The 17,129-nt window shown below is 66.6% G+C and carries 16 protein-coding genes; 15 read left to right on the forward strand and 1 reads right to left on the reverse strand.

The annotated features are described in order from the left end of the window. Positions 1-15: 15 nt before the first annotated feature. Positions 16-555 carry an MOSC domain-containing protein gene (locus AC07WJ_RS17270; RefSeq protein ID WP_494935851.1) on the reverse strand — a complete coding sequence of 180 codons (540 nt, stop codon included), beginning with the start codon at positions 553-555 and terminating at the stop codon, positions 16-18. A 135-nt stretch (positions 556-690) separates the two neighbouring features. Here AC07WJ_RS17270 and AC07WJ_RS17275 point away from each other — a divergent pair, with 135 nt between their 5' ends. From AC07WJ_RS17275 to lpxB, 15 genes are all read left to right on the forward strand, one after another. Beyond that, positions 691-1,350: an HAD hydrolase-like protein gene (locus AC07WJ_RS17275; protein WP_494935852.1), complete on the forward strand. Its 660-nt coding sequence runs from the start codon at positions 691-693 to the stop codon at positions 1,348-1,350. Positions 1,351-1,559: 209 nt separating this feature from the next. Next, positions 1,560-2,555: a 30S ribosomal protein S2 gene (locus AC07WJ_RS17280; protein WP_494935853.1), complete on the forward strand. Its 996-nt coding sequence runs from the start codon at positions 1,560-1,562 to the stop codon at positions 2,553-2,555. A 139-nt stretch (positions 2,556-2,694) separates the two neighbouring features. Beyond that, positions 2,695-3,618, forward strand: coding sequence for a translation elongation factor Ts (gene tsf / locus AC07WJ_RS17285; protein ID WP_494935854.1), 924 nt, complete (start codon positions 2,695-2,697; stop codon positions 3,616-3,618). Positions 3,619-3,946: 328 nt separating this feature from the next. Further along, entirely contained in the window at positions 3,947-4,663 is a 717-nt protein-coding gene (pyrH, locus tag AC07WJ_RS17290) for a UMP kinase (RefSeq protein WP_494935855.1), read from the forward strand. Positions 4,664-4,718: 55 nt separating this feature from the next. Then, the gene (gene frr / locus AC07WJ_RS17295) at positions 4,719-5,285 is read left to right on the forward strand and encodes a ribosome recycling factor (protein WP_494935856.1); all 567 of its coding nucleotides are present in this window, start codon (positions 4,719-4,721) and stop codon (positions 5,283-5,285) included. Positions 5,286-5,302: 17 nt separating this feature from the next. After that, complete coding sequence (locus AC07WJ_RS17300; RefSeq protein WP_494935857.1) at positions 5,303-6,085, forward strand: isoprenyl transferase; 783 nt, start codon at positions 5,303-5,305, stop codon at positions 6,083-6,085. Between the two features lie 4 nt (positions 6,086-6,089). After that, the gene (locus tag AC07WJ_RS17305) at positions 6,090-6,938 is read left to right on the forward strand and encodes a phosphatidate cytidylyltransferase (RefSeq protein ID WP_494935858.1); all 849 of its coding nucleotides are present in this window, start codon (positions 6,090-6,092) and stop codon (positions 6,936-6,938) included. 8 nt (positions 6,939-6,946) lie between these two features. Further along, the gene (gene dxr, locus AC07WJ_RS17310) at positions 6,947-8,095 is read left to right on the forward strand and encodes a 1-deoxy-D-xylulose-5-phosphate reductoisomerase (RefSeq protein ID WP_494935859.1); all 1,149 of its coding nucleotides are present in this window, start codon (positions 6,947-6,949) and stop codon (positions 8,093-8,095) included. A 77-nt stretch (positions 8,096-8,172) separates the two neighbouring features. Next, positions 8,173-9,339, forward strand: coding sequence for an RIP metalloprotease RseP (gene rseP, locus AC07WJ_RS17315; RefSeq protein WP_494935860.1), 1,167 nt, complete (start codon positions 8,173-8,175; stop codon positions 9,337-9,339). A gap of 230 nt (positions 9,340-9,569) precedes the next feature. Continuing rightward, complete coding sequence (gene bamA / locus AC07WJ_RS17320; protein WP_494935861.1) at positions 9,570-12,134, forward strand: outer membrane protein assembly factor BamA; 2,565 nt, start codon at positions 9,570-9,572, stop codon at positions 12,132-12,134. A gap of 50 nt (positions 12,135-12,184) precedes the next feature. After that, positions 12,185-13,225: a UDP-3-O-(3-hydroxymyristoyl)glucosamine N-acyltransferase gene (gene lpxD / locus AC07WJ_RS17325; protein WP_494935862.1), complete on the forward strand. Its 1,041-nt coding sequence runs from the start codon at positions 12,185-12,187 to the stop codon at positions 13,223-13,225. Positions 13,226-13,253: 28 nt separating this feature from the next. Further along, positions 13,254-13,709, forward strand: a complete 456-nt coding sequence (gene fabZ / locus AC07WJ_RS17330; protein ID WP_494935863.1) for a 3-hydroxyacyl-ACP dehydratase FabZ — start codon at positions 13,254-13,256, stop codon at positions 13,707-13,709. Positions 13,710-13,717: 8 nt separating this feature from the next. After that, the gene (lpxA, locus tag AC07WJ_RS17335; RefSeq protein ID WP_494935864.1) at positions 13,718-14,554 is read left to right on the forward strand and encodes an acyl-ACP--UDP-N-acetylglucosamine O-acyltransferase; all 837 of its coding nucleotides are present in this window, start codon (positions 13,718-13,720) and stop codon (positions 14,552-14,554) included. Positions 14,555-14,601: 47 nt separating this feature from the next. After that, positions 14,602-15,510 carry an LpxI family protein gene (locus AC07WJ_RS17340; protein WP_494935865.1) on the forward strand — a complete coding sequence of 303 codons (909 nt, stop codon included), beginning with the start codon at positions 14,602-14,604 and terminating at the stop codon, positions 15,508-15,510. Positions 15,511-15,518: 8 nt separating this feature from the next. Then, positions 15,519-16,709 carry a lipid-A-disaccharide synthase gene (gene lpxB / locus AC07WJ_RS17345; RefSeq protein ID WP_494935866.1) on the forward strand — a complete coding sequence of 397 codons (1,191 nt, stop codon included), beginning with the start codon at positions 15,519-15,521 and terminating at the stop codon, positions 16,707-16,709. The last annotated feature ends 420 nt before the right edge of the window (positions 16,710-17,129 follow it).

Here is a 17,129-nt window from a genome sequence, read left to right on the forward strand (position 1 = left end):
CGCAGTGGTTCTCACTCACACCTTTTCCAGCGGCCGGTGTGGTTCCGCCGGCAAGGTGATCTGGACCGCGTCGCCCGGCCTGACCAGGCCGCCGGCCCTGACGATGCCCATGACGCCGGCCTTGCGGACGAGCCGGCCTTCGGCATCGCGGCCGAGCACCGCGGCGGTCAGGCCCGGCCGGAACTGGTCGAGCTGGATGCAGGGATTGCGCAGGCCGGTGACCTCGATGCGGGCGGTGCCGATGCCGATCACCGCGCCGGTCGGCAAGCCGAGCAGATCGATCCGCAGGGTGGTGATGTTCTCGCCGATATCGCCCGGTGCAATGTCGAAGCCCTTGGCCTTCAGCTCGTCGAACAGTTCGGCGTGGACCAGGTGGACCTGACGCAGGTTGGGCTGGGTGGGGTCGACGGCGACGCGCGAGCGATGCTTGACCGTCTCGCCGGCATGGGCGTCGCCCTCGACGCCGAGGCCGGCCAGCAGGGTGATGCCGCGGCAGGGCGTCTTGCTGAAGCCGTGGTGGCCGCTGCGGCTGACCGCCAGAACATGCGCGCTCATCGGGGGCTCCGGTTCCGGTCCGGCGGAAGCGAACTGTTTGCGCGATTTGCCGGACAAAGTCACTGCCTGGGGATGCGGATGACCGATGCCGTCGCGGCATGGACCTTTGGCCGTCGCCGGGGCTAGATGCGGGCCATGACCTTCACCGTTCTCTTCGACCTCGACGGCACGCTCACCGATCCGGCGCCCGGCATTATCGGCTGCTTCCGCCAGGCCCTGATCGATCTCGGCCACCCGGCGCCGCCATTCGACGAGCTGAAATGGATCATCGGTCCGTCGCTGCGCTCGTCCTTTCCGACATTCATGCCCGAGGGCGCCGACGTCGAAGCCGCGCTCGCCCGCTATCGCCTGCATTATGGCGGCGGCGGCCTCTACGACCTGACGCTCTATCCCGGCATGATGGAGGCGGTGGAGACGATCCGCGCCGAGGCGGGACGCCTGTTCGTCTGCACCGCCAAGCCGGAACCCTTCGCCCAGCCGATCATCGACCATTTCGGTTATGCGCGGCTGTTCGACCGGGTCTACGGCACGACGCTCGATGGCAGCCTCGACGACAAGGGCGACCTGATGGCCAAGATCATCGCCGAGCAGAGCGTCGATCCGGCGCGCGCGATCATGGTCGGCGACCGCAAGCACGATATCCTGGCCGCCCGGCGCCACGGCGTCACGTCGATCGGCGTCACCTGGGGTTATGGCGGAGCCCGGGAGCTCAGCGAAACCGGCGCGACGCATCTGTGCGCCGATCCGACCGAGCTCGCCGGCCTCGTCGGACGGATCGCGGCCGACTGGCGCTGACGCCGGCGCCGCGCCAGCCGGGGGCCTGGCGGGCTTCCGTCAGGCTGCCGCTCGCTCGGACCTTGCATCTTCAGGCGCTTTGCTATATCGCCCGGCGCATTCCACACGCGGACCTGCGGCGGAAGACGTTTGTCTTTTGCCGCTCCGGTGGTGTCGAGGTTCCATCCCGGAACCGGCCCATGTCCGCGGAGGCTTAACCGGAGAAGACCATGGCGCTGCCCGATTTCAGCATGCGTCAGCTTTTGGAAGCTGGCTGCCACTTTGGCCATCAGGCCCATCGCTGGAACCCGAAGATGAATCAGTACATCTTCGGCGTCCGCAACAACATCCACATCCTCGACCTCGCCCAGACCGTGCCGATGCTGCATCGCGCGCTGGTGGCGGTGTCGGACACGGTCGCCAAGGGTGGCCGCGTGCTGTTCGTCGGCACCAAGCGCCAGGCGCAGGAATCGATCGCCGAGGGCGCCAAGAAGTCGGCGCAGTATTACGTCAACTCGCGTTGGCTCGGCGGCACGATGACCAACTGGAAGACGGTGTCGCAGTCGATTTCGCGCCTGCGCAAGCTGGACGAGTCGCTCAGCCACGGCGGCGCCGGCTACACCAAGAAGGAAGCCCTGACGCTCACCCGCGAGCGCGACAAGCTCGAGCGGGCTCTCGGCGGTATCAAGGACATGGGCGGCACGCCGGACCTGATGTTCGTGATCGACACCAACAAGGAAGCGATCGCCATTCTCGAGGCGCGTCGCCTGGGCATTCCGGTGGCGGCCATCGTCGACACCAATTGCGATCCCGACGGCATCACCTATCCGATCCCGGGCAATGACGACGCCGGCCGCGCGCTGACGCTCTATTGCGACCTGATCGCGCGCGCCGCCATTGACGGCCTGGCCCGTTCGCAGGGCTCGTCCGGCATCGATCTCGGCGCGTCCGAGAAGCCGATGGTCGAAGAGATCCCCGAGGCGGCCCCGGCCGGCTTCGAGCGTCTCGCCGGTCCGCGCGGCCCGGCCGACGAGCTGACCAAGCTCACCGGCGTGTCGGCGGCGATCGAGAAGCAGCTCAACGACCTCGGCATCTTCCACTACTGGCAGATCGCCTCGTTCACCCCGAAGGATGCCGCCGAGGTTGGCGACAGCGTCGGCCTTCCCGGCCGTGTCGACGGCTGGGTTGCCCAGTCCAAGGCGCTGGTCGAAGCCGAAGCCGCGTAAGGCATTCGCCTGACGTCATCCGCTCGACATGGCAGCATGGTGAGCGGAAGACCCGGTTGACGTGATTCCGGCCGGTCCGAACCCTCGGGCCGGCCGTTTCCCATCCAAATCTTCCAATCGATTTCAAGGAACGACCCCCATGGCGAACATCACCGCCCAGATGGTCAAGGAACTGCGCGAGATGACCGGCGCAGGCATGATGGACTGCAAGGCCGCGCTGACCGAGACCAACGGCGACATGGAAGCGGCGGTCGATCTGCTGCGCAAGAAGGGCCTGTCGAAGGCCGCCAAGAAGGCCGGCCGCGTCGCAGCCGAAGGCCTTGTCGGCGTCTGGGTCGAGGGCGCCAAGGCGGCGGTCGTCGAAGTCAACTCGGAAACCGACTTCGTTGCCCGCAACGACCAGTTCCAGGGCCTGGTGAAGATGGTCGCCCATGTCGCCTACAAGACCGGCGGCGATGTCGCGGCGATCCTGGCGGCTCCGGCTTCCGCCGGCACCACCGTTGCCGACGCGCTGACGACGGCCGTTTCGACCATTGGCGAGCATATGTCGCTGCGCCGCGCGGCCGTGCTGTCGGTCACCGACGGCGTGGTCGCCAACTACCTGCACAACCAGGTCGAGCCGGGCCTCGGCAAGATCGGCGTGCTGGTCGCGCTCGAATCGACCGGTTCGAAGGAAGAGCTTTCGGCGCTCGGCCGCATGCTCGCCATGCATGTCGCCGCCGCCAATCCGCTGGCGCTGGAATCGGCCGGCCTCGATCCGAGCGTGGTCGCCCGCGAAAAGGCGATCCTGGCCGAGAAGAATGCCGGCAAGCCGGAGAACGTGCTGGCCAAGATCGTCGAGTCCGGCCTGAAGACCTATTACAAGGAAGTCTGCTTCCTCGATCAGGTCTATATCCACGACACCGGCAAGTCGGTCGGCCAGGCGGTCAAGGATGCCGAAGGCAAGGTCGGCGCGCCGATCAAGGTCACCGGCTTCGTGCGTTATGCGCTGGGTGAGGGCATCGAGAAGGCCGAGAGCGATTTCGCGGCGGAAGTCGCCGCCCAGGCCGGCATCAAGGCCTGACCGGCCTGACAGTGCGAATACGAGGAGGGGCGGGCGACCGCCCCTTTTTCTTGCGCTGAAGGGGCGAATGGCGAGTAGCGAATGGCGAATAGGGCATGATGCGAAACACAGCGCGCATACCCACCCCCGCAAAGACGCGGGAGAGGGTTGTTCCCGGCACCTTCCGCATCGTGCCCTATTCGCCATTCGCCACTCGCCATTCGCCTCGGTCGGGCTTTTCCTGGGGGTGTTGCTCTCCGGGAGCCAGTGCAGCGGTTGCGCTGGCGCCTCGTTTCGCTAAACCCGGGGCCAGTCGAACAGTGTATTGTTTTCGAATCGGGAGGCGACGATGACCGGACCTCGCTACAAGCGCGCGCTGGTGAAAGTCTCCGGCGAGGCGCTGGCCGGCAAGGCTGATTTCGGCTTCGATCCGGCGGTCGTTCGCGCCATCGCCGAGGATCTGATCGCCGCCGCCAAGGCCGGCATCGATATCGCCGTGGTCGTCGGCGGCGGCAATATCTTCCGCGGCAAGCAGATTGCCGGCATCGGGCTGTCACGTGTCGATGCCGATGCCATCGGCCGGCTGGCCACCGTGATGAACGCGCTGGCGCTGGCCGGCCAGATCCAGGCGCTCGGTCATCCCGCGGTCGCCCTGTCGGCCGAACCCGTGCCGGAGGCGCTCGACACCTATACGGTGCGCCACGCCCTGGAGCATCTGGCGCAGGGTCGCATCGTGGTGCTCGGCGGCGGCATCGGCGTGCCGCTGCTGACCACCGATACGACCGCCACGATGCGCGCGGTCGAACTGAGATGCGACGTGGTGCTGAAGGGCACCAATGTCGACGGCATCTATTCGGCCGACCCCAAAAAGGATCCGCAAGCGGTCCGCTTCGACACGCTGACCGCCGACGAAGCCATCGCGCGCGACCTCAAGGTGATGGATACGGCCGCCTTCGCTCTTGCCCGGGAGAACAGTCTTCCGATAATCGTGTTCTCTCTCGATGCTCCAAACGCCGTCACCTCCGTGCTGACCGGCACGGGGCGCTGTACGGTGGTCACGGGCTGACCAGCAATTTTCCCGCGGGCTGACCGGCCTGCGCAACGATCAAGAGGCGTATCCCATGGCCGCGTCCCCGACTTTCGACATCGCCGAGATCACGCGCCGCATGCAAGGCGCCATCGGCAGTTTCAAGCACGAGCTTGGCACCCTGCGTACCGGCCGCGCGTCGCCGAACCTGCTCGACCCGATCATCGTCGAGGCCTATGGCCAGACGATGCATGTCAACCAGGTCGCGACAGTCAGCGTGCCCGAGCCGCGGCTGCTGTCGGTGCAGGTCTGGGACCGCTCCATGGTGCAGGCGGTGGAAAAGGCGATCCGCGATTCGAGCCTCGGGCTCAATCCGCAGACCGAAGGCCAGGTCATCCGCCTGCGCATTCCGGAACTGACACAGGACCGCCGCAAGGACATGGTCAAGGTCGCCCATAAATATGCCGAGGGTGCCCGCGTCGCCGTGCGCCATGTGCGCCGTGACGGTCTCGACATCCTCAAGACCAAGGAAAAAGACCATACGATGAGCGAGGACGATCACGCTCGCAATGCCGACCAGGTCCAGAAAGAGACCGACAAGCACATTGCCGAGATCGATCAGCTCCTGGTTCACAAAGAAAAAGAGATCATGACCGTTTGACGGGGATTGCCCAGGCGATGACCATGATTGACCGGCAGGGCCTGGAGGCTGGCCAGACGTCGGACCCGGCGGGAGAGCGATCTCCGGGCCTGCCGCGTCATGTCGCCATCATCATGGACGGCAATGGCCGCTGGGCGACCGCCCGCGGCCTGCCGCGGGTCGAAGGCCATCGCCGCGGCGTCGAGGCGCTGCGCCGTACCTTGCGCGCGGCGCGCGAGATCGGCATCGAGATCGTCACCGTCTATTCCTTCTCCTCGGAGAACTGGTCGCGGCCGCCGGCCGAGGTTTCGGCCCTGATGGGCCTGCTGAAACGCTTCATCCGCAACGACCTGGCCGAGCTGCACGAGGCCGGCGTCAGGGTCCGGATCGCCGGGGATCGCCAGCACCTGGCGCCCGACATCGCGCGCCTGCTGGTCGAGGCCGAGGCGCTGACCGCCGGTAACCGGCGCCAGACCCTGGTGGTCGCCTTCAACTATGGCAGCCGGCAGGAGATCGCCGCCGCCGCCCGGGCGCTCGCCGTCGAGGTGGCCGCGGGCCGGCGTGATCCGGCTTCGATCACGCCGGAGGCGATCGAGGCGCATCTGTCGACGGCGGGCATTGCCGACCCGGACCTGATCATCCGCACCTCGGGCGAGGAGCGGCTGTCCAATTTCATGCTGTGGCAAGCCGCCTATTCGGAACTGGTGTTCCAGCCGATCCTCTGGCCGGACTATGGCCGCGAGGCGCTGCTCGAGGCGCTGGCCGAATATGGCCGGCGCGAGCGCCGGTTCGGCGGCCTCGCGACGGCCGCGGGCGCGTGAGGCGATGAACCCGGACCAGCGGCCCGCCGGCGCCTTCTCCGATCCGGATCTGCTGCGGCGGATCGCCTCCGCCCTGGTTCTGGTGCCGGTCGCGATCGCGGTTGCGTGGTTCGGCGGCTGGCCTTTCGCGCTGTTCTGGCTCGCAGCCGCCATCGCCGTGCTGTGGGAATGGAACCGGCTGGTGCACACCGATGCGCCGCCGGCACTGATCGCCGGTGAAATCGCCGCCCTGGTCGCGGCGGTCGTGCTGATCCGCTATTTCCTCAATCCGGGCTTCGGCCTGGTCGCGCTCGGCATCGGCACGGGCTTCGCGCTCGCCTTCAGTCCGGCCGGGGTCTCGCGCTGGGCCATCGCGGGCCTCGTCTATGCCGCGGCGGTGGTTGCCGGTCCGGTGATCCTGCGCGACGACGCGACCTATGGCTTCATTGCCATTCTCTGGCTTTTCGCGGTGGTCTGGGGCACCGATGTCGGCGCCTATTTCGCCGGCCGGGCCATTGGCGGCCCGAAGCTCTGGCCGCGCCTGTCGCCGAAGAAGACCTGGGCCGGGTTCGTTGGCGGCACGCTGATCGGCAGCGCGCTCGGTTGCGTGATCGTCAAGGCGGCGGGGCTGCCGGTCGGTCTGGGGCTGATCCTGGCCAGCCTGGCGGTCGCGGCGCTCAGCCAGGCCGGCGACCTCTTCGAATCCGCGGTCAAGCGGCGGTTCGAGGCGAAGGACGCGGGCGGCCTGATCCCCGGCCATGGCGGTGTCATGGACCGGCTCGACGGCTTTCTGGTCGCGGCGATCGTCGCGGCTCTCATCGGACTTGCGCGCGGCGGATTTGCCAATCCTGCGGCCGGCATCCTGATCTGGTAGGAGAGGGCATGCGCGCGCTTACCATTCTCGGAGCCACCGGCTCCGTCGGCACCAGCACGCTCGACCTGGTCTCGCGGCATAGCGACCGCTTCCGGGTCGAAGCGGTCACCGCCAACGGCCATGCCGAGGATCTGGCCGCCATTGCGCTTGCCCATGGCGCGCGGTTCGCCGCGGTTGCCGACCGGGATGCCTATGGCGCGCTGAAGGCGGCGCTCGCCGGCTCCGGCATCGAGGCGGCCGCCGGTCCCGAAGCGATCGTCGAGGCGGCGGCCCGGCCGGCCGACATGGTGGTCGCGGCCGTCTCGGGGGCCGCCGGCGTGGCGCCGGTACTGGCGGCGATCGGGCAGGGCACCACCGTGGCGCTGGCCAACAAGGAGAGCCTGGTCGCGGCCGGCGACCTGGTGATGGGCGAGGCGCGCCGGCGCGGCGTGACCTTGCTGCCGATGGATTCCGAACATAATGCGGTGTTCCAGGCGCTGGCCGGATCGCGCATGGAAGATGTCGAGACGGTCTGGCTGACGGCCTCCGGCGGCCCGTTCCGGACCTGGGATGCTGCCGCGATTGCGCGCGCGACGCCCGAGGATGCGCTGAAACATCCGAACTGGTCGATGGGCGCGAAGATCACGATCGATTCCGCGAGCCTTATGAACAAAGGCCTCGAACTCATTGAGGCCCATTATCTTTTTGGCTTTTCGCCGAAGCAGCTTGCGGTGCTGGTCCACCCGCAATCGATCGTCCATGGCATGGTTGGCTACCGTGACGGCTCAGTCGTCGCCCAGCTCGGCACGGCCGACATGCGCGTGCCGATCGCGGTCTGCCTCGGATTCCCCGAAAGGATCGACGGGCCGGCGAAGCGGCTGGATCTCGCCGCCCTCGGCAGCCTGACCTTCGAGGAGCCGGACGTCGTGCGGTTTCCGGCGCTGCGCCTGGCGATGGAGGCCATGGCGAGCGGTGGCCGCGCGCCTTGCGTGCTCAATGCGGCCAACGAGATCGCGGTCGAGGCCTTTCTGGCCGGCCGCATTCGTTTCGGTGCTATTCCGGGCATTGTCGAGGATGTGCTGGCGGCGCTGGGCTCCGGCCCCGCTGCGGCCACATTGGATGACTTAAGATTCATTGACCATGCTGCGAGAGATCGGGCGCGGTCCTCTTGTATCTGACGCCAGCTCCGGCATCCTGACCTTGGGAGGGTGTGGGTCCGGAACAGAAGAGCCGGCGCATACCCAGGGACACGAATATGAATTTCATCTCCGCGTTGGGCGGTGGGGGTTGGGGCATTGTCCTGACCGTCATTTCGTTCCTGTTCGTGCTGACGATCGTGGTGTTTTTCCACGAACTGGGCCATTTCTGGGTCGCGCGCCGCTGTGGCGTGCGGGTCGAGGCCTTTTCGATCGGCTTCGGGCGGGAACTGGCCGGCTTCAATGACCGCCACGGCACGCGGTGGAAGCTCTGCGCCATTCCGCTGGGCGGCTATGTCAAGTTCTTCGGCGACGCCGACGCGGCGAGCCGGCCGGATTTCGAGACCGCCGGCGCGATGACCGAAGCGGAGCGGTCCGGAAGCTTCTTCCACAAGACCCTGGGGCAGCGAGCGGCCATCGTCGCGGCCGGCCCGATCGCCAATTTCGTTCTGGCCATCGTCATCTTCACTTTCGTCTTCACGCTGTTCGGCAAGCCGATCACGGCGCCGCGTGTCGATACGATCGTGGCCGGCAGCGCGGCCGAGACGGCCGGCTTCAAGCCCGGCGACCTGGTCGTGGCCATAGACGGCCGGGCCATCGACAATTTCGCCGACATGCAGCGCATTGTCGCAGGCAGTGCCGGCCGGTCGCTCGCCATCACCGTCGATCGCGACGGCCAGCGCAGCGACCTGGCGGCGACGCCGGCGGTGTTCGAGTTCAAGGATCGCTTCGGCGGCACGCATCGAATCGGCCGCCTCGGCATTTCCAAGTCGACCCAGCCGGGCGATGTCGAGATCCGGCGCTACGATCCGCTCACCTCCGCCTGGATGGGCGTGAACGAGACCTGGTTCGTCATATCGAGCACGCTGAGCTATCTCGGCGGCATCATCATGGGCACGCAGAGCGCCGACCAGCTCGGTGGTCCGATCCGGATCGCGCAGGTGGCGGGAGAGGCGGCGCAGATCGGCTTCAGCACGCTGATGGGCTTTGCCGCGCTGATCTCGGTGTCGATCGGACTGCTCAATCTGTTCCCGATCCCGCTGCTCGACGGCGGTCATCTGGTGTTCTACGCGGTCGAGGCGATCCGCGGCCGGCCGATGAGCGAGAGGGCTCAGGAAGCGGCCTTCCGTATCGGCTTCATCGTGGTCATGACGTTGATGATTTTTGCGACTTGGAACGACCTCCGGGGACCACTCGGAATGATCTTCGGAAGGTTGGTTGGATGATGGGGTGCGTGGCGTTGCGGCAACGGGCATTAAAAAACAGTCGGACGGTTTCCGGTGCGGTTTGCACTGTCCGTGAAACCGGCTACAAGCAACCCGCTCCCGGGGATTCCGTGAGTGGTCCGCGTTCGCGCGGAAAACGACAAATTGAACAGACAGGCGCGTGATTCATGACTTTTTTCGCTCGGACGGTCCGAACGGTCGTGATCGCAGGGACGGTAGCGACTTCAGGCGTGGCAGCAGCCACCCTGGCCAGCACCGCGCTCTCGACAGGGGTCAATGCGCAGTCGGCGAGCTCGATTGTCGTCCAGGGTAATCGGCGCATCGAGGCCGATACCGTCAGGTCCTACTTCTCCACCGGTCCGGGCGAGCCGCTTTCGGCGGCGCGCGTCGACGAAGGCATCAAGGCGATGTACGCCACGGGCCTGTTCCGCGACGTCCGGGTCAGCCGGCAAGGCGGCCGCCTGGTGGTGACCGTCGTTGAGAACGACGTGATCAACCGCGTCGTGTTCGAAGGCAACCGGCGTCTCAAGACCGAACAGCTGATGAACGAGATCGAGTCGCGGCCGCGCGGCACCTTCTCGCGCTCCACCGTCCAGTCCGACGTCCAGCGCCTCTATGACGTCTATCGCCGTACCGGCCGCTACGACGTCGAGATCGTGCCGAAAACCATCCAGCAGCCGAACGGCCGCATGGACCTGGTGTTCGAGGTCAACGAGGGCAAGAAGGCCTCGGTCCGCTCGATCAATTTCGTCGGCAACAACAATTTCGGCCGCCAGCGGCTGCTCGATGTGATGACGACCGGCGAGACCGGCCTGTTCTCCTGGCTGCGCTCCAACGACGTCTATGACGCCGACCGGATCAATGCCGACCAGGAAGCGCTGCGCCGGCTCTATCTGCGCAATGGTTACGTCGACATGCGCGTGGTTTCCGCGCGGTCCGACTTCGATCGCGCCGCCAATGCCTTCACCATCACGATCGAGATCGAGGAAGGTCCGCAATATCGCATCGGCACGGTCGACGTTCAGTCGAACATCCGTGACGTCGATGGCGCCACGCTGCGCCGCGCGGTCCGCACCTCGACGGGCGGCGTCTACAATGTCGAACTGGTCGACAAGTCGCTCGAGGACGTGACCCTCGAAGTGGCCCGTCGCGGTTACGCCTTCGCGACCGTCCGTCCGCGTGGCGAGCGCGATCCGTCGACGCTCACCGTCAACCTCGTCTATGTCGTGGAAGAGGGCCCGCGGGTCTATGTCGAGCGGATCAACATCCGCGGCAATACCCGCACCCAGGACCGGGTGGTCCGGCGCGAATTCGATATGGCCGAAGGCGACGCCTATAATCGCGTTCTGGTCGATCGCGCCGAGCGGCGCCTGAAGAACCTCGGCTTCTTCAAGAACGTCAAGATCACCACCGAGCCCGGCTCGGCGGCCGATCGCGTCATCGTCAATGTCGATGTCGAGGATCAGCCGACCGGCCAGTTCTCGATCTCGGGTGGTTTCTCGACCTCCGACGGCTTCATCGCCGAAGCTTCGGTGGAAGAGCGCAACTTCCTCGGCCGCGGCCAGTTCGTCCGCCTCGGCGGTACTTTCGGCCAGCGCACCCAGGGCCTGAACTTCTCGTTCACCGAGCCGTACCTGCTGGACTACCGGCTGTCGGGCGGTTTCGACCTGTTCTGGCGCCACAGCAACGTGTCGAACTACCAGGCCTATTCGTCGACCTCCTATGGCGGCACGCTCCGGCTCGGCGTTCCGATCACCGAGAACTTTGCCATTCAGGGCCGTTATACCGGCATGATGCAGCAGATCACGCTGCGTCAGGATCTGACGAACTGCTACGGCAGCTACAGCGACACGCTGCATCAGTACACGCGATCTGATGGCACCGTTCTCAATATGACGACGGCGCAAGCCACGGCGCTGAACAATGATCCGAACCGGCAATTTAGCTATACGGACAACGGTGCGCTTTCCAATGTGGGCGGTGTTCCGGTCCTGTCGACAAGTGCCCCGGTTGGCAGTCCGGCCTTCGGCTGCTTGGACGACGGTGAAGCTTCGGCCGCTCTGCGGGCGATCGACGGCAAGAACCGCTTCATTTCGATGCTTGGTTATTCGCTGATCTATTCAAATCTGGATCGCGCGATCAATCCGAGCCAGGGGCTCTTCGCCGAGCTCCGCCAGGATGTGGCCGGTGTCGGCGGCGACGCGAAGTTTATTCGGACCACCGGCGAACTGCGCTACTACCATGACCTGACCAATGACTGGATCCTGATGTTGCGCGGTCAGGCCGGTAACATCTTCGGTTGGGGTTCGACCAAGCCGAACGGCGGCAAGCTCGACTCGATCGACCAGTTCTTCATGGGACCCGAACTGGTTCGCGGCTTCCAGACAGCAGGTATCGGTCCGCGCGATTTCGCCAGCGCTGGCGGCACGACGGGACGTCTGGCTGACGCCGTCGGCGGCACGTCCTACTGGGGTGCTTCGGCGGAGGTCACCTTCCCGATCACCTTCCTGCCGAAGGATTTCGGCATGCGCGGCGCGCTCTACGCCGACGCCGGTGCGGTCTGGGGCTATAACAGCGTCACCGGCCTGGCGACGGGCGGCGGCACGCTGCCGGTCAACCTGAACGACCCGTCGGGACGCAATTCCGCCGATCACGTCGTCCGTTCGTCGGTCGGTGTCGGCCTGTTGTGGAACTCGCCCTTCGGCCCGATCCGCTTCGACTATTCCTTCGTGCTGACGAAGGCGGCGTGGGATCGCACGCAGTTCTTCCGCTTCTCGGGCGGCACGCGCTTCTGATCGACAGCGCTCCGTGCGAACGGAGCGCGGAGATCGCAAGCAGGCTGATCATGACCGATCCCGTTTTCTTCACTCCGGCCGAGGCGATGACTGTCGCCTCGGTCGCCGCTTTTCTGAAGGTCGAGCTGGCACTGGCCGGCGGCGACCGGCCGCTCAAGGGCGTCGCGGCGCTGGCTGACGCCGGTCCGGCCGACCTGACCTTCCTCGACAATCCCAAATATGCCGGGCAACTGGCGACCACGCGGGCCGCCGCTTGCCTGGTAACGGCGCGGCATCGCGGCGACGTGCCGGCCGGGACGATCGCCATCGTGGTCACCCATCCGCATACGGCTTTCGTGTCGATCACGCGCAAGATGTTCCCGCTCGCGCTCAAGCCGCAATCGATGTTCGGCTCGGTCGGCGTCTCGCCGGGCGCGGTCGTGCATCCCTCGGCGCGGCTCGAGGCGGGGGTGATCGTCGATCCGAGCGCCGTGATCGGCCCCGGCGCCGAAATCGGGTCCGGCACGCTGATCGCCGCCGGCGCGGTGATCGGTCCGGGCGTCCGGATCGGCCGCGACGGTGCCATCGGCGCTGGGGCTTCGGTTGCCCATGCCCTGATCGGTAACCGGGTCATCCTGCATGCCGGTGTCAGGATCGGCCAGGATGGTTTCGGCTTTCAGCCGGGGCCGGGCGGTCACGCCAAGATCCCGCAGATCGGCCGGGTCATCGTCCAGGATGATGCCGAGATCGGCGCCAATTCGACGATCGACCGCGGCCATATCCGCGACACCGTCATCGGCGAAGGCACGAAGATCGACAATCTCGTGCAGATCGCGCACAACGTGGTGATCGGGCGGCATTGCATCATCGTCAGCCAGGTCGGCATATCCGGGTCGGCGACGCTGGGTGATTTCGTCATGCTGGGCGGCCAGGTGGGCGTCAACAATCATGCCGTAATCGGGTCGGGCGCGCAGATCGCCGCGACCTCGGTGGTCAAGGATGACGTGCCGGCGGGGGCGCGCTGGGGCGGCCGGCCGGCAAAACCGGTCAAGGACTGGTTCCGCGAGATCGCGACCCTGGAGCGGCTCGCGCGGGCCAAGCAAACGGACTGACGGGCGTGAAGGGCCGAGGTTTCTGACGATGAACGACACGACCAGCATCGATTCCGCCGGTATCCAGAAGCTGATGAGCGTGCTGCCGCACCGCTATCCGTTTCTCTTGATCGACAAGGTCATCAAGATCCGTGGAGACGAGTTCGGCGTCGGCATCAAGAACGTGACCGTCAACGAACCGCAGTTCATGGGGCATTTCCCGGGCAATCCGATCATGCCGGGCGTGCTGATGATCGAGGGCATGGCGCAGACCGGTGGCGTCCTGGCGCTGCTCGCTCAGGGCGGCGGGGCCGGCAAGCTGGTGTTCTTCATGACCATCGACAAGGTCAAATTCCGTAAACCGGTGATCCCTGGCGATGTCGTCGAGTATCACATGACCAAATTCGCCAAGAAGCGGAACATCTGGTTTTACCGCGGCGAGGCCTTTGTCGACGGCAAGCTGGTGGCGGAAGCCGAATTGTCCGCCATGCTGGCCGACGCTTGAGGATATCGATGGCCGACAGACCCGTTACGATCGACCCCTTGGCGCATGTCGCGCCGTCCGCCAGGATCGGCGCCGGCGTCACCATCGGGCCGTTCTGTATCGTCGGGCCGGATGTGGAGCTCGGCGACGACGTCACGCTGCACGGGCATGTCAATCTGTCCGGCCATACCAGCATCGGCGCGCGCAGCCAGGTCCATCCTTTCGCAGCGCTTGGCGGGCCGCCGCAGGACCTGTCCTACAAGGGCGAGCCGACACGGCTGACGATCGGCGTGGATTGCGTCATCCGCGAGAGCGTGACGGTCAATCGCGGCACGCCCAAGACTGGCCTGACCAGCATCGGCGACCGCTGCTTCATGATGGCCTATGCCCATGTCGCGCATGATTGCCGGGTCGGCGACAATGTCGTCTTCGCCAATGCGGCCACGCTCGGCGGCCATGTCAGCGTCGGCGACTTCGTCTTTCTCGGCGGCCTGTGCGCGGTGCACCAGTTCACCCGGGTCGGCGATTTCGCCATGGTCGGCGGCCTGACCGGCGTCAAGGACGATGTCATTCCGTTCGGCATGGCATTTGGCGCCAATGGCGTGTCCGGCGAGCTGATCGGGCTGAATGTCGTCGGAATGAAGCGGCGTGGCTATGCCCGCGACGACGTCAAGACCGTGCGGGCCTGCTACGAAATGCTGTTCTACGGGCCGGGTACCTTCGCCGATCGGCTGGCGCAGGCCACGGCTGCCTATCGCGACCATCCGGCCGCCGGTCGCCTGATCGCTTTCATCGAGGCGGGCGGCAAGCGCTCGGTGATGATGGCAGCGCCGAAAAAGACGCGCGTGGTCGGAGCCGATGACTGACGCGACGGCATTGTCCGGCATCCGATGACACGGTTCGCGTGAAGGCCATGGCGCAAACCGAGACAAGCAAATCCCCGTTCGAGACCGCCGGTTCCGCCGGTGGACCGGCGCCGCTCGGCATCATCGCCGGCGCCGGACGGTTTCCGCTGGCCCTGGCCAAGGCCGCGACGGCCCAGGGGCGGCCGGTTTTCGGCATTCTGCTGAAAGGCATTGCCGGCCCGGAGCTGCAGGCCTATCCGCATGCCTGGGTCGGCATTGGCCGGTTCGGCGCCATGCTGCGCGCCGCGCGGCGCGCCGGCTGCCGCGACCTGGTGTTCATCGGCGCGCTGGTCAGGCCCAATCTCTGGACGACCGTGCCGGATGTCGGCGCTTTGCGCATCCTGCCGGAGATGCTGAAGCTCTATCGGGGCGGCGACGACCATCTCCTGCGCGGCATTGCCGGCCTGTTCGAGCGGCAAGGCTTCCGGCTGCTGGCGGCCCAGGACGTCGCGCCCGAACTGCTCATGCCGTTGGGGTCGCTGTCGCGCTGCCAGCCGAACCATCAGGACCTCTTGGACATTACCCAGGCGCTGGCGGCGATCCATGCGCTCGGTCCCTACGATGTCGGTCAGGGCATGGTGATCGGCGCCAAGCGCGTGGTTGCGGTCGAAGGCGCGGAAGGCACCGACGGCATGCTCGAGCGCTGCGCCGCGATGCGCGTCTCGGGCCGGCTGAAATGGAGCGGTGCCAGCGGCATCCTGGTCAAGGCGCCGAAACCCGGCCAGGACCACCGCATCGACATGCCGGCGATCGGCCCCGCGACAGTGGAGAAGGCGGCCGCAGCGGGCTTGCGCGGCATCGCGGTGGTCGCGGGTTCGACGCTGATGGTCGAGCCCCAGGAGATCGTCCGCCTGGCCGACAAACATGATCTGTTCGTCGTCGGTGTCGATGCCGGGATCGAGCGTAGCGATGGCTGAATGTTTTCATGACTGAGACTGGCCGCCCGCTCGACGTTTTCATCATTGCCGGCGAGGAGTCGGGCGATCAGCTCGGCGCCCACCTGATGGACGCCTTGTCGGCGCTGGCGCCGGCGGGCGCCCGGTTTCGCGGCGTCGGCGGCCCGCGCATGGCCGAGCGCGGCCTGGCGTCACGCTTCCCGATGTCGGACATCGCCCTGTTCGGCATCACCTCGATCATCGCCCATATCCCGACCATCCTGCGCCGGGTGCGCGAGACGGTCGCGGCGCTGAAGGCCAGTCCGCCCGACGTGCTGGTGCTGATCGACTGTCCCGGCTTCAACCGGCGGGTCGGCCGTGCCATCCGCAAGATCAGGGCGGACATCCCCACCGTCTTCTATGTGTCGCCGACGGTCTGGGCCTGGCGGCCGCGGCGGGCGGCCGAGATGCGGCCCTATGTCGACCACCTCCTGGCGTTGCTGCCGTTCGAGCCGGCAATCCACGCCCGGCTCGGCGGCCCGCCGACGACCTATGTCGGTCACCCGATTTCCGAGCGGATCGCCGATATCAGGCCGGATGCCGTCGAACAGGAGCGCCGCGACGGCGCGCCGCCGCGCGTCCTGGTGCTGCCTGGCAGCCGCCGGCTCGAAATCGCACGGCTGGCGCCGCTGTTCGGCGCGACGCTCGCCAAGGTGCGGGACATGGTCGGCCCGATGGACCTGGTGCTGCCGGCGGTGCCGCACCTGCGTGGCCAGATCGAGCAGGCCATCGCCGGCTGGCCGCTGAAGCCGCGGGTGATCGATACGGAGACCGAGAAATTCGAGGCGTTCCGCACGGCGCGCGCGGCGCTCGCCTGTTCGGGCACGGTCACCCTGGAGCTGGCGGTCGCCGGCATCCCGCAGGTGGTGGCCTATCGCACGGGCTGGCTGGAGGCGCAGATCGCGCGCCGGCTGATCACCGCGGAAACGGCGGTGCTCGCCAACCTGGTGCTCCGAGACACCGTCGTTCCCGAGTTCCTGCAGGAATATGGATCGGTCGAGACCATTGCGCCGGCACTGGCCGCCGTGATCACCGATACGGCGCAGCGCCGGGCCCAGCTCGAAGCCTTCGCGAAGCTCGACACCATCATGGCCTTCGACGGCGAAGATCCGAGCCTCAGGGCCGCCAAGGTCGTGCTCGAGACGATCGAGGCGAGGCGGGCAGGGCGCGTGGCGGCCTGAAGGGGCTGCGGTCCTCAGCGCGGATCTGCACTGCTCGCGCTTCAGACCATGGGACAAGCGGAGCGGCGGCTTTATCCGGTAGTCTTCCCTCTGCGGCATTTCTCGTCTTGGCCGGGCTTGTCCCGACCATCCACGAATTCAGCCCTGTTGGTCCCAAGGCAGACCTCATCGGACTTGCGCCCCCGGCCGTGGCAAGGCGCTCGCGACGAGATTGGGCGAAACCATCGCACACAGCAGAAGTCGTGGATGCCCGGGACAAGCCCGGGCAAGACGATGCGTTGAGCGCACGCTTTGCCTGGCCACGGCACGCATCCCGCGCCTGGCGGTGCCAGCCCGCGTTCGCGCTTTACCAGCCCAATCCAAGACGCCTGTTCCCCAAACAAAAAACGGGGCGCTCGAGGCGCCCCGTTTCATTCAAGT

The sequence above is a fragment of the Phreatobacter sp. GW821-FHT04C01 genome (assembly GCF_059420385.1).

Bases quoted from the DNA above. Each gene is read 5' to 3' on its own strand.
- AC07WJ_RS17270 (WP_494935851.1), bottom strand. From the start codon at position 555: ATGAGCGCGCATGTTCTGGCGGTCAGCCGCAGCGGCCACCACGGCTTC.
- AC07WJ_RS17275 (WP_494935852.1), top strand. From the start codon at position 691: ATGACCTTCACCGTTCTCTTCGACCTCGACGGCACGCTCACCGATCCG.
- AC07WJ_RS17280 (WP_494935853.1), top strand. From the start codon at position 1,560: ATGGCGCTGCCCGATTTCAGCATGCGTCAGCTTTTGGAAGCTGGCTGC.
- tsf (WP_494935854.1), top strand. From the start codon at position 2,695: ATGGCGAACATCACCGCCCAGATGGTCAAGGAACTGCGCGAGATGACC.
- pyrH (WP_494935855.1), top strand. From the start codon at position 3,947: ATGACCGGACCTCGCTACAAGCGCGCGCTGGTGAAAGTCTCCGGCGAG.
- frr (WP_494935856.1), top strand. From the start codon at position 4,719: ATGGCCGCGTCCCCGACTTTCGACATCGCCGAGATCACGCGCCGCATG.
- AC07WJ_RS17300 (WP_494935857.1), top strand. From the start codon at position 5,303: ATGACCATGATTGACCGGCAGGGCCTGGAGGCTGGCCAGACGTCGGAC.
- AC07WJ_RS17305 (WP_494935858.1), top strand. From the start codon at position 6,090: ATGAACCCGGACCAGCGGCCCGCCGGCGCCTTCTCCGATCCGGATCTG.
- dxr (WP_494935859.1), top strand. From the start codon at position 6,947: ATGCGCGCGCTTACCATTCTCGGAGCCACCGGCTCCGTCGGCACCAGC.
- rseP (WP_494935860.1), top strand. From the start codon at position 8,173: ATGAATTTCATCTCCGCGTTGGGCGGTGGGGGTTGGGGCATTGTCCTG.
- lpxD (WP_494935862.1), top strand. From the start codon at position 12,185: ATGACCGATCCCGTTTTCTTCACTCCGGCCGAGGCGATGACTGTCGCC.
- fabZ (WP_494935863.1), top strand. From the start codon at position 13,254: ATGAACGACACGACCAGCATCGATTCCGCCGGTATCCAGAAGCTGATG.
- lpxA (WP_494935864.1), top strand. From the start codon at position 13,718: ATGGCCGACAGACCCGTTACGATCGACCCCTTGGCGCATGTCGCGCCG.
- AC07WJ_RS17340 (WP_494935865.1), top strand. From the start codon at position 14,602: ATGGCGCAAACCGAGACAAGCAAATCCCCGTTCGAGACCGCCGGTTCC.
- lpxB (WP_494935866.1), top strand. From the start codon at position 15,519: ATGACTGAGACTGGCCGCCCGCTCGACGTTTTCATCATTGCCGGCGAG.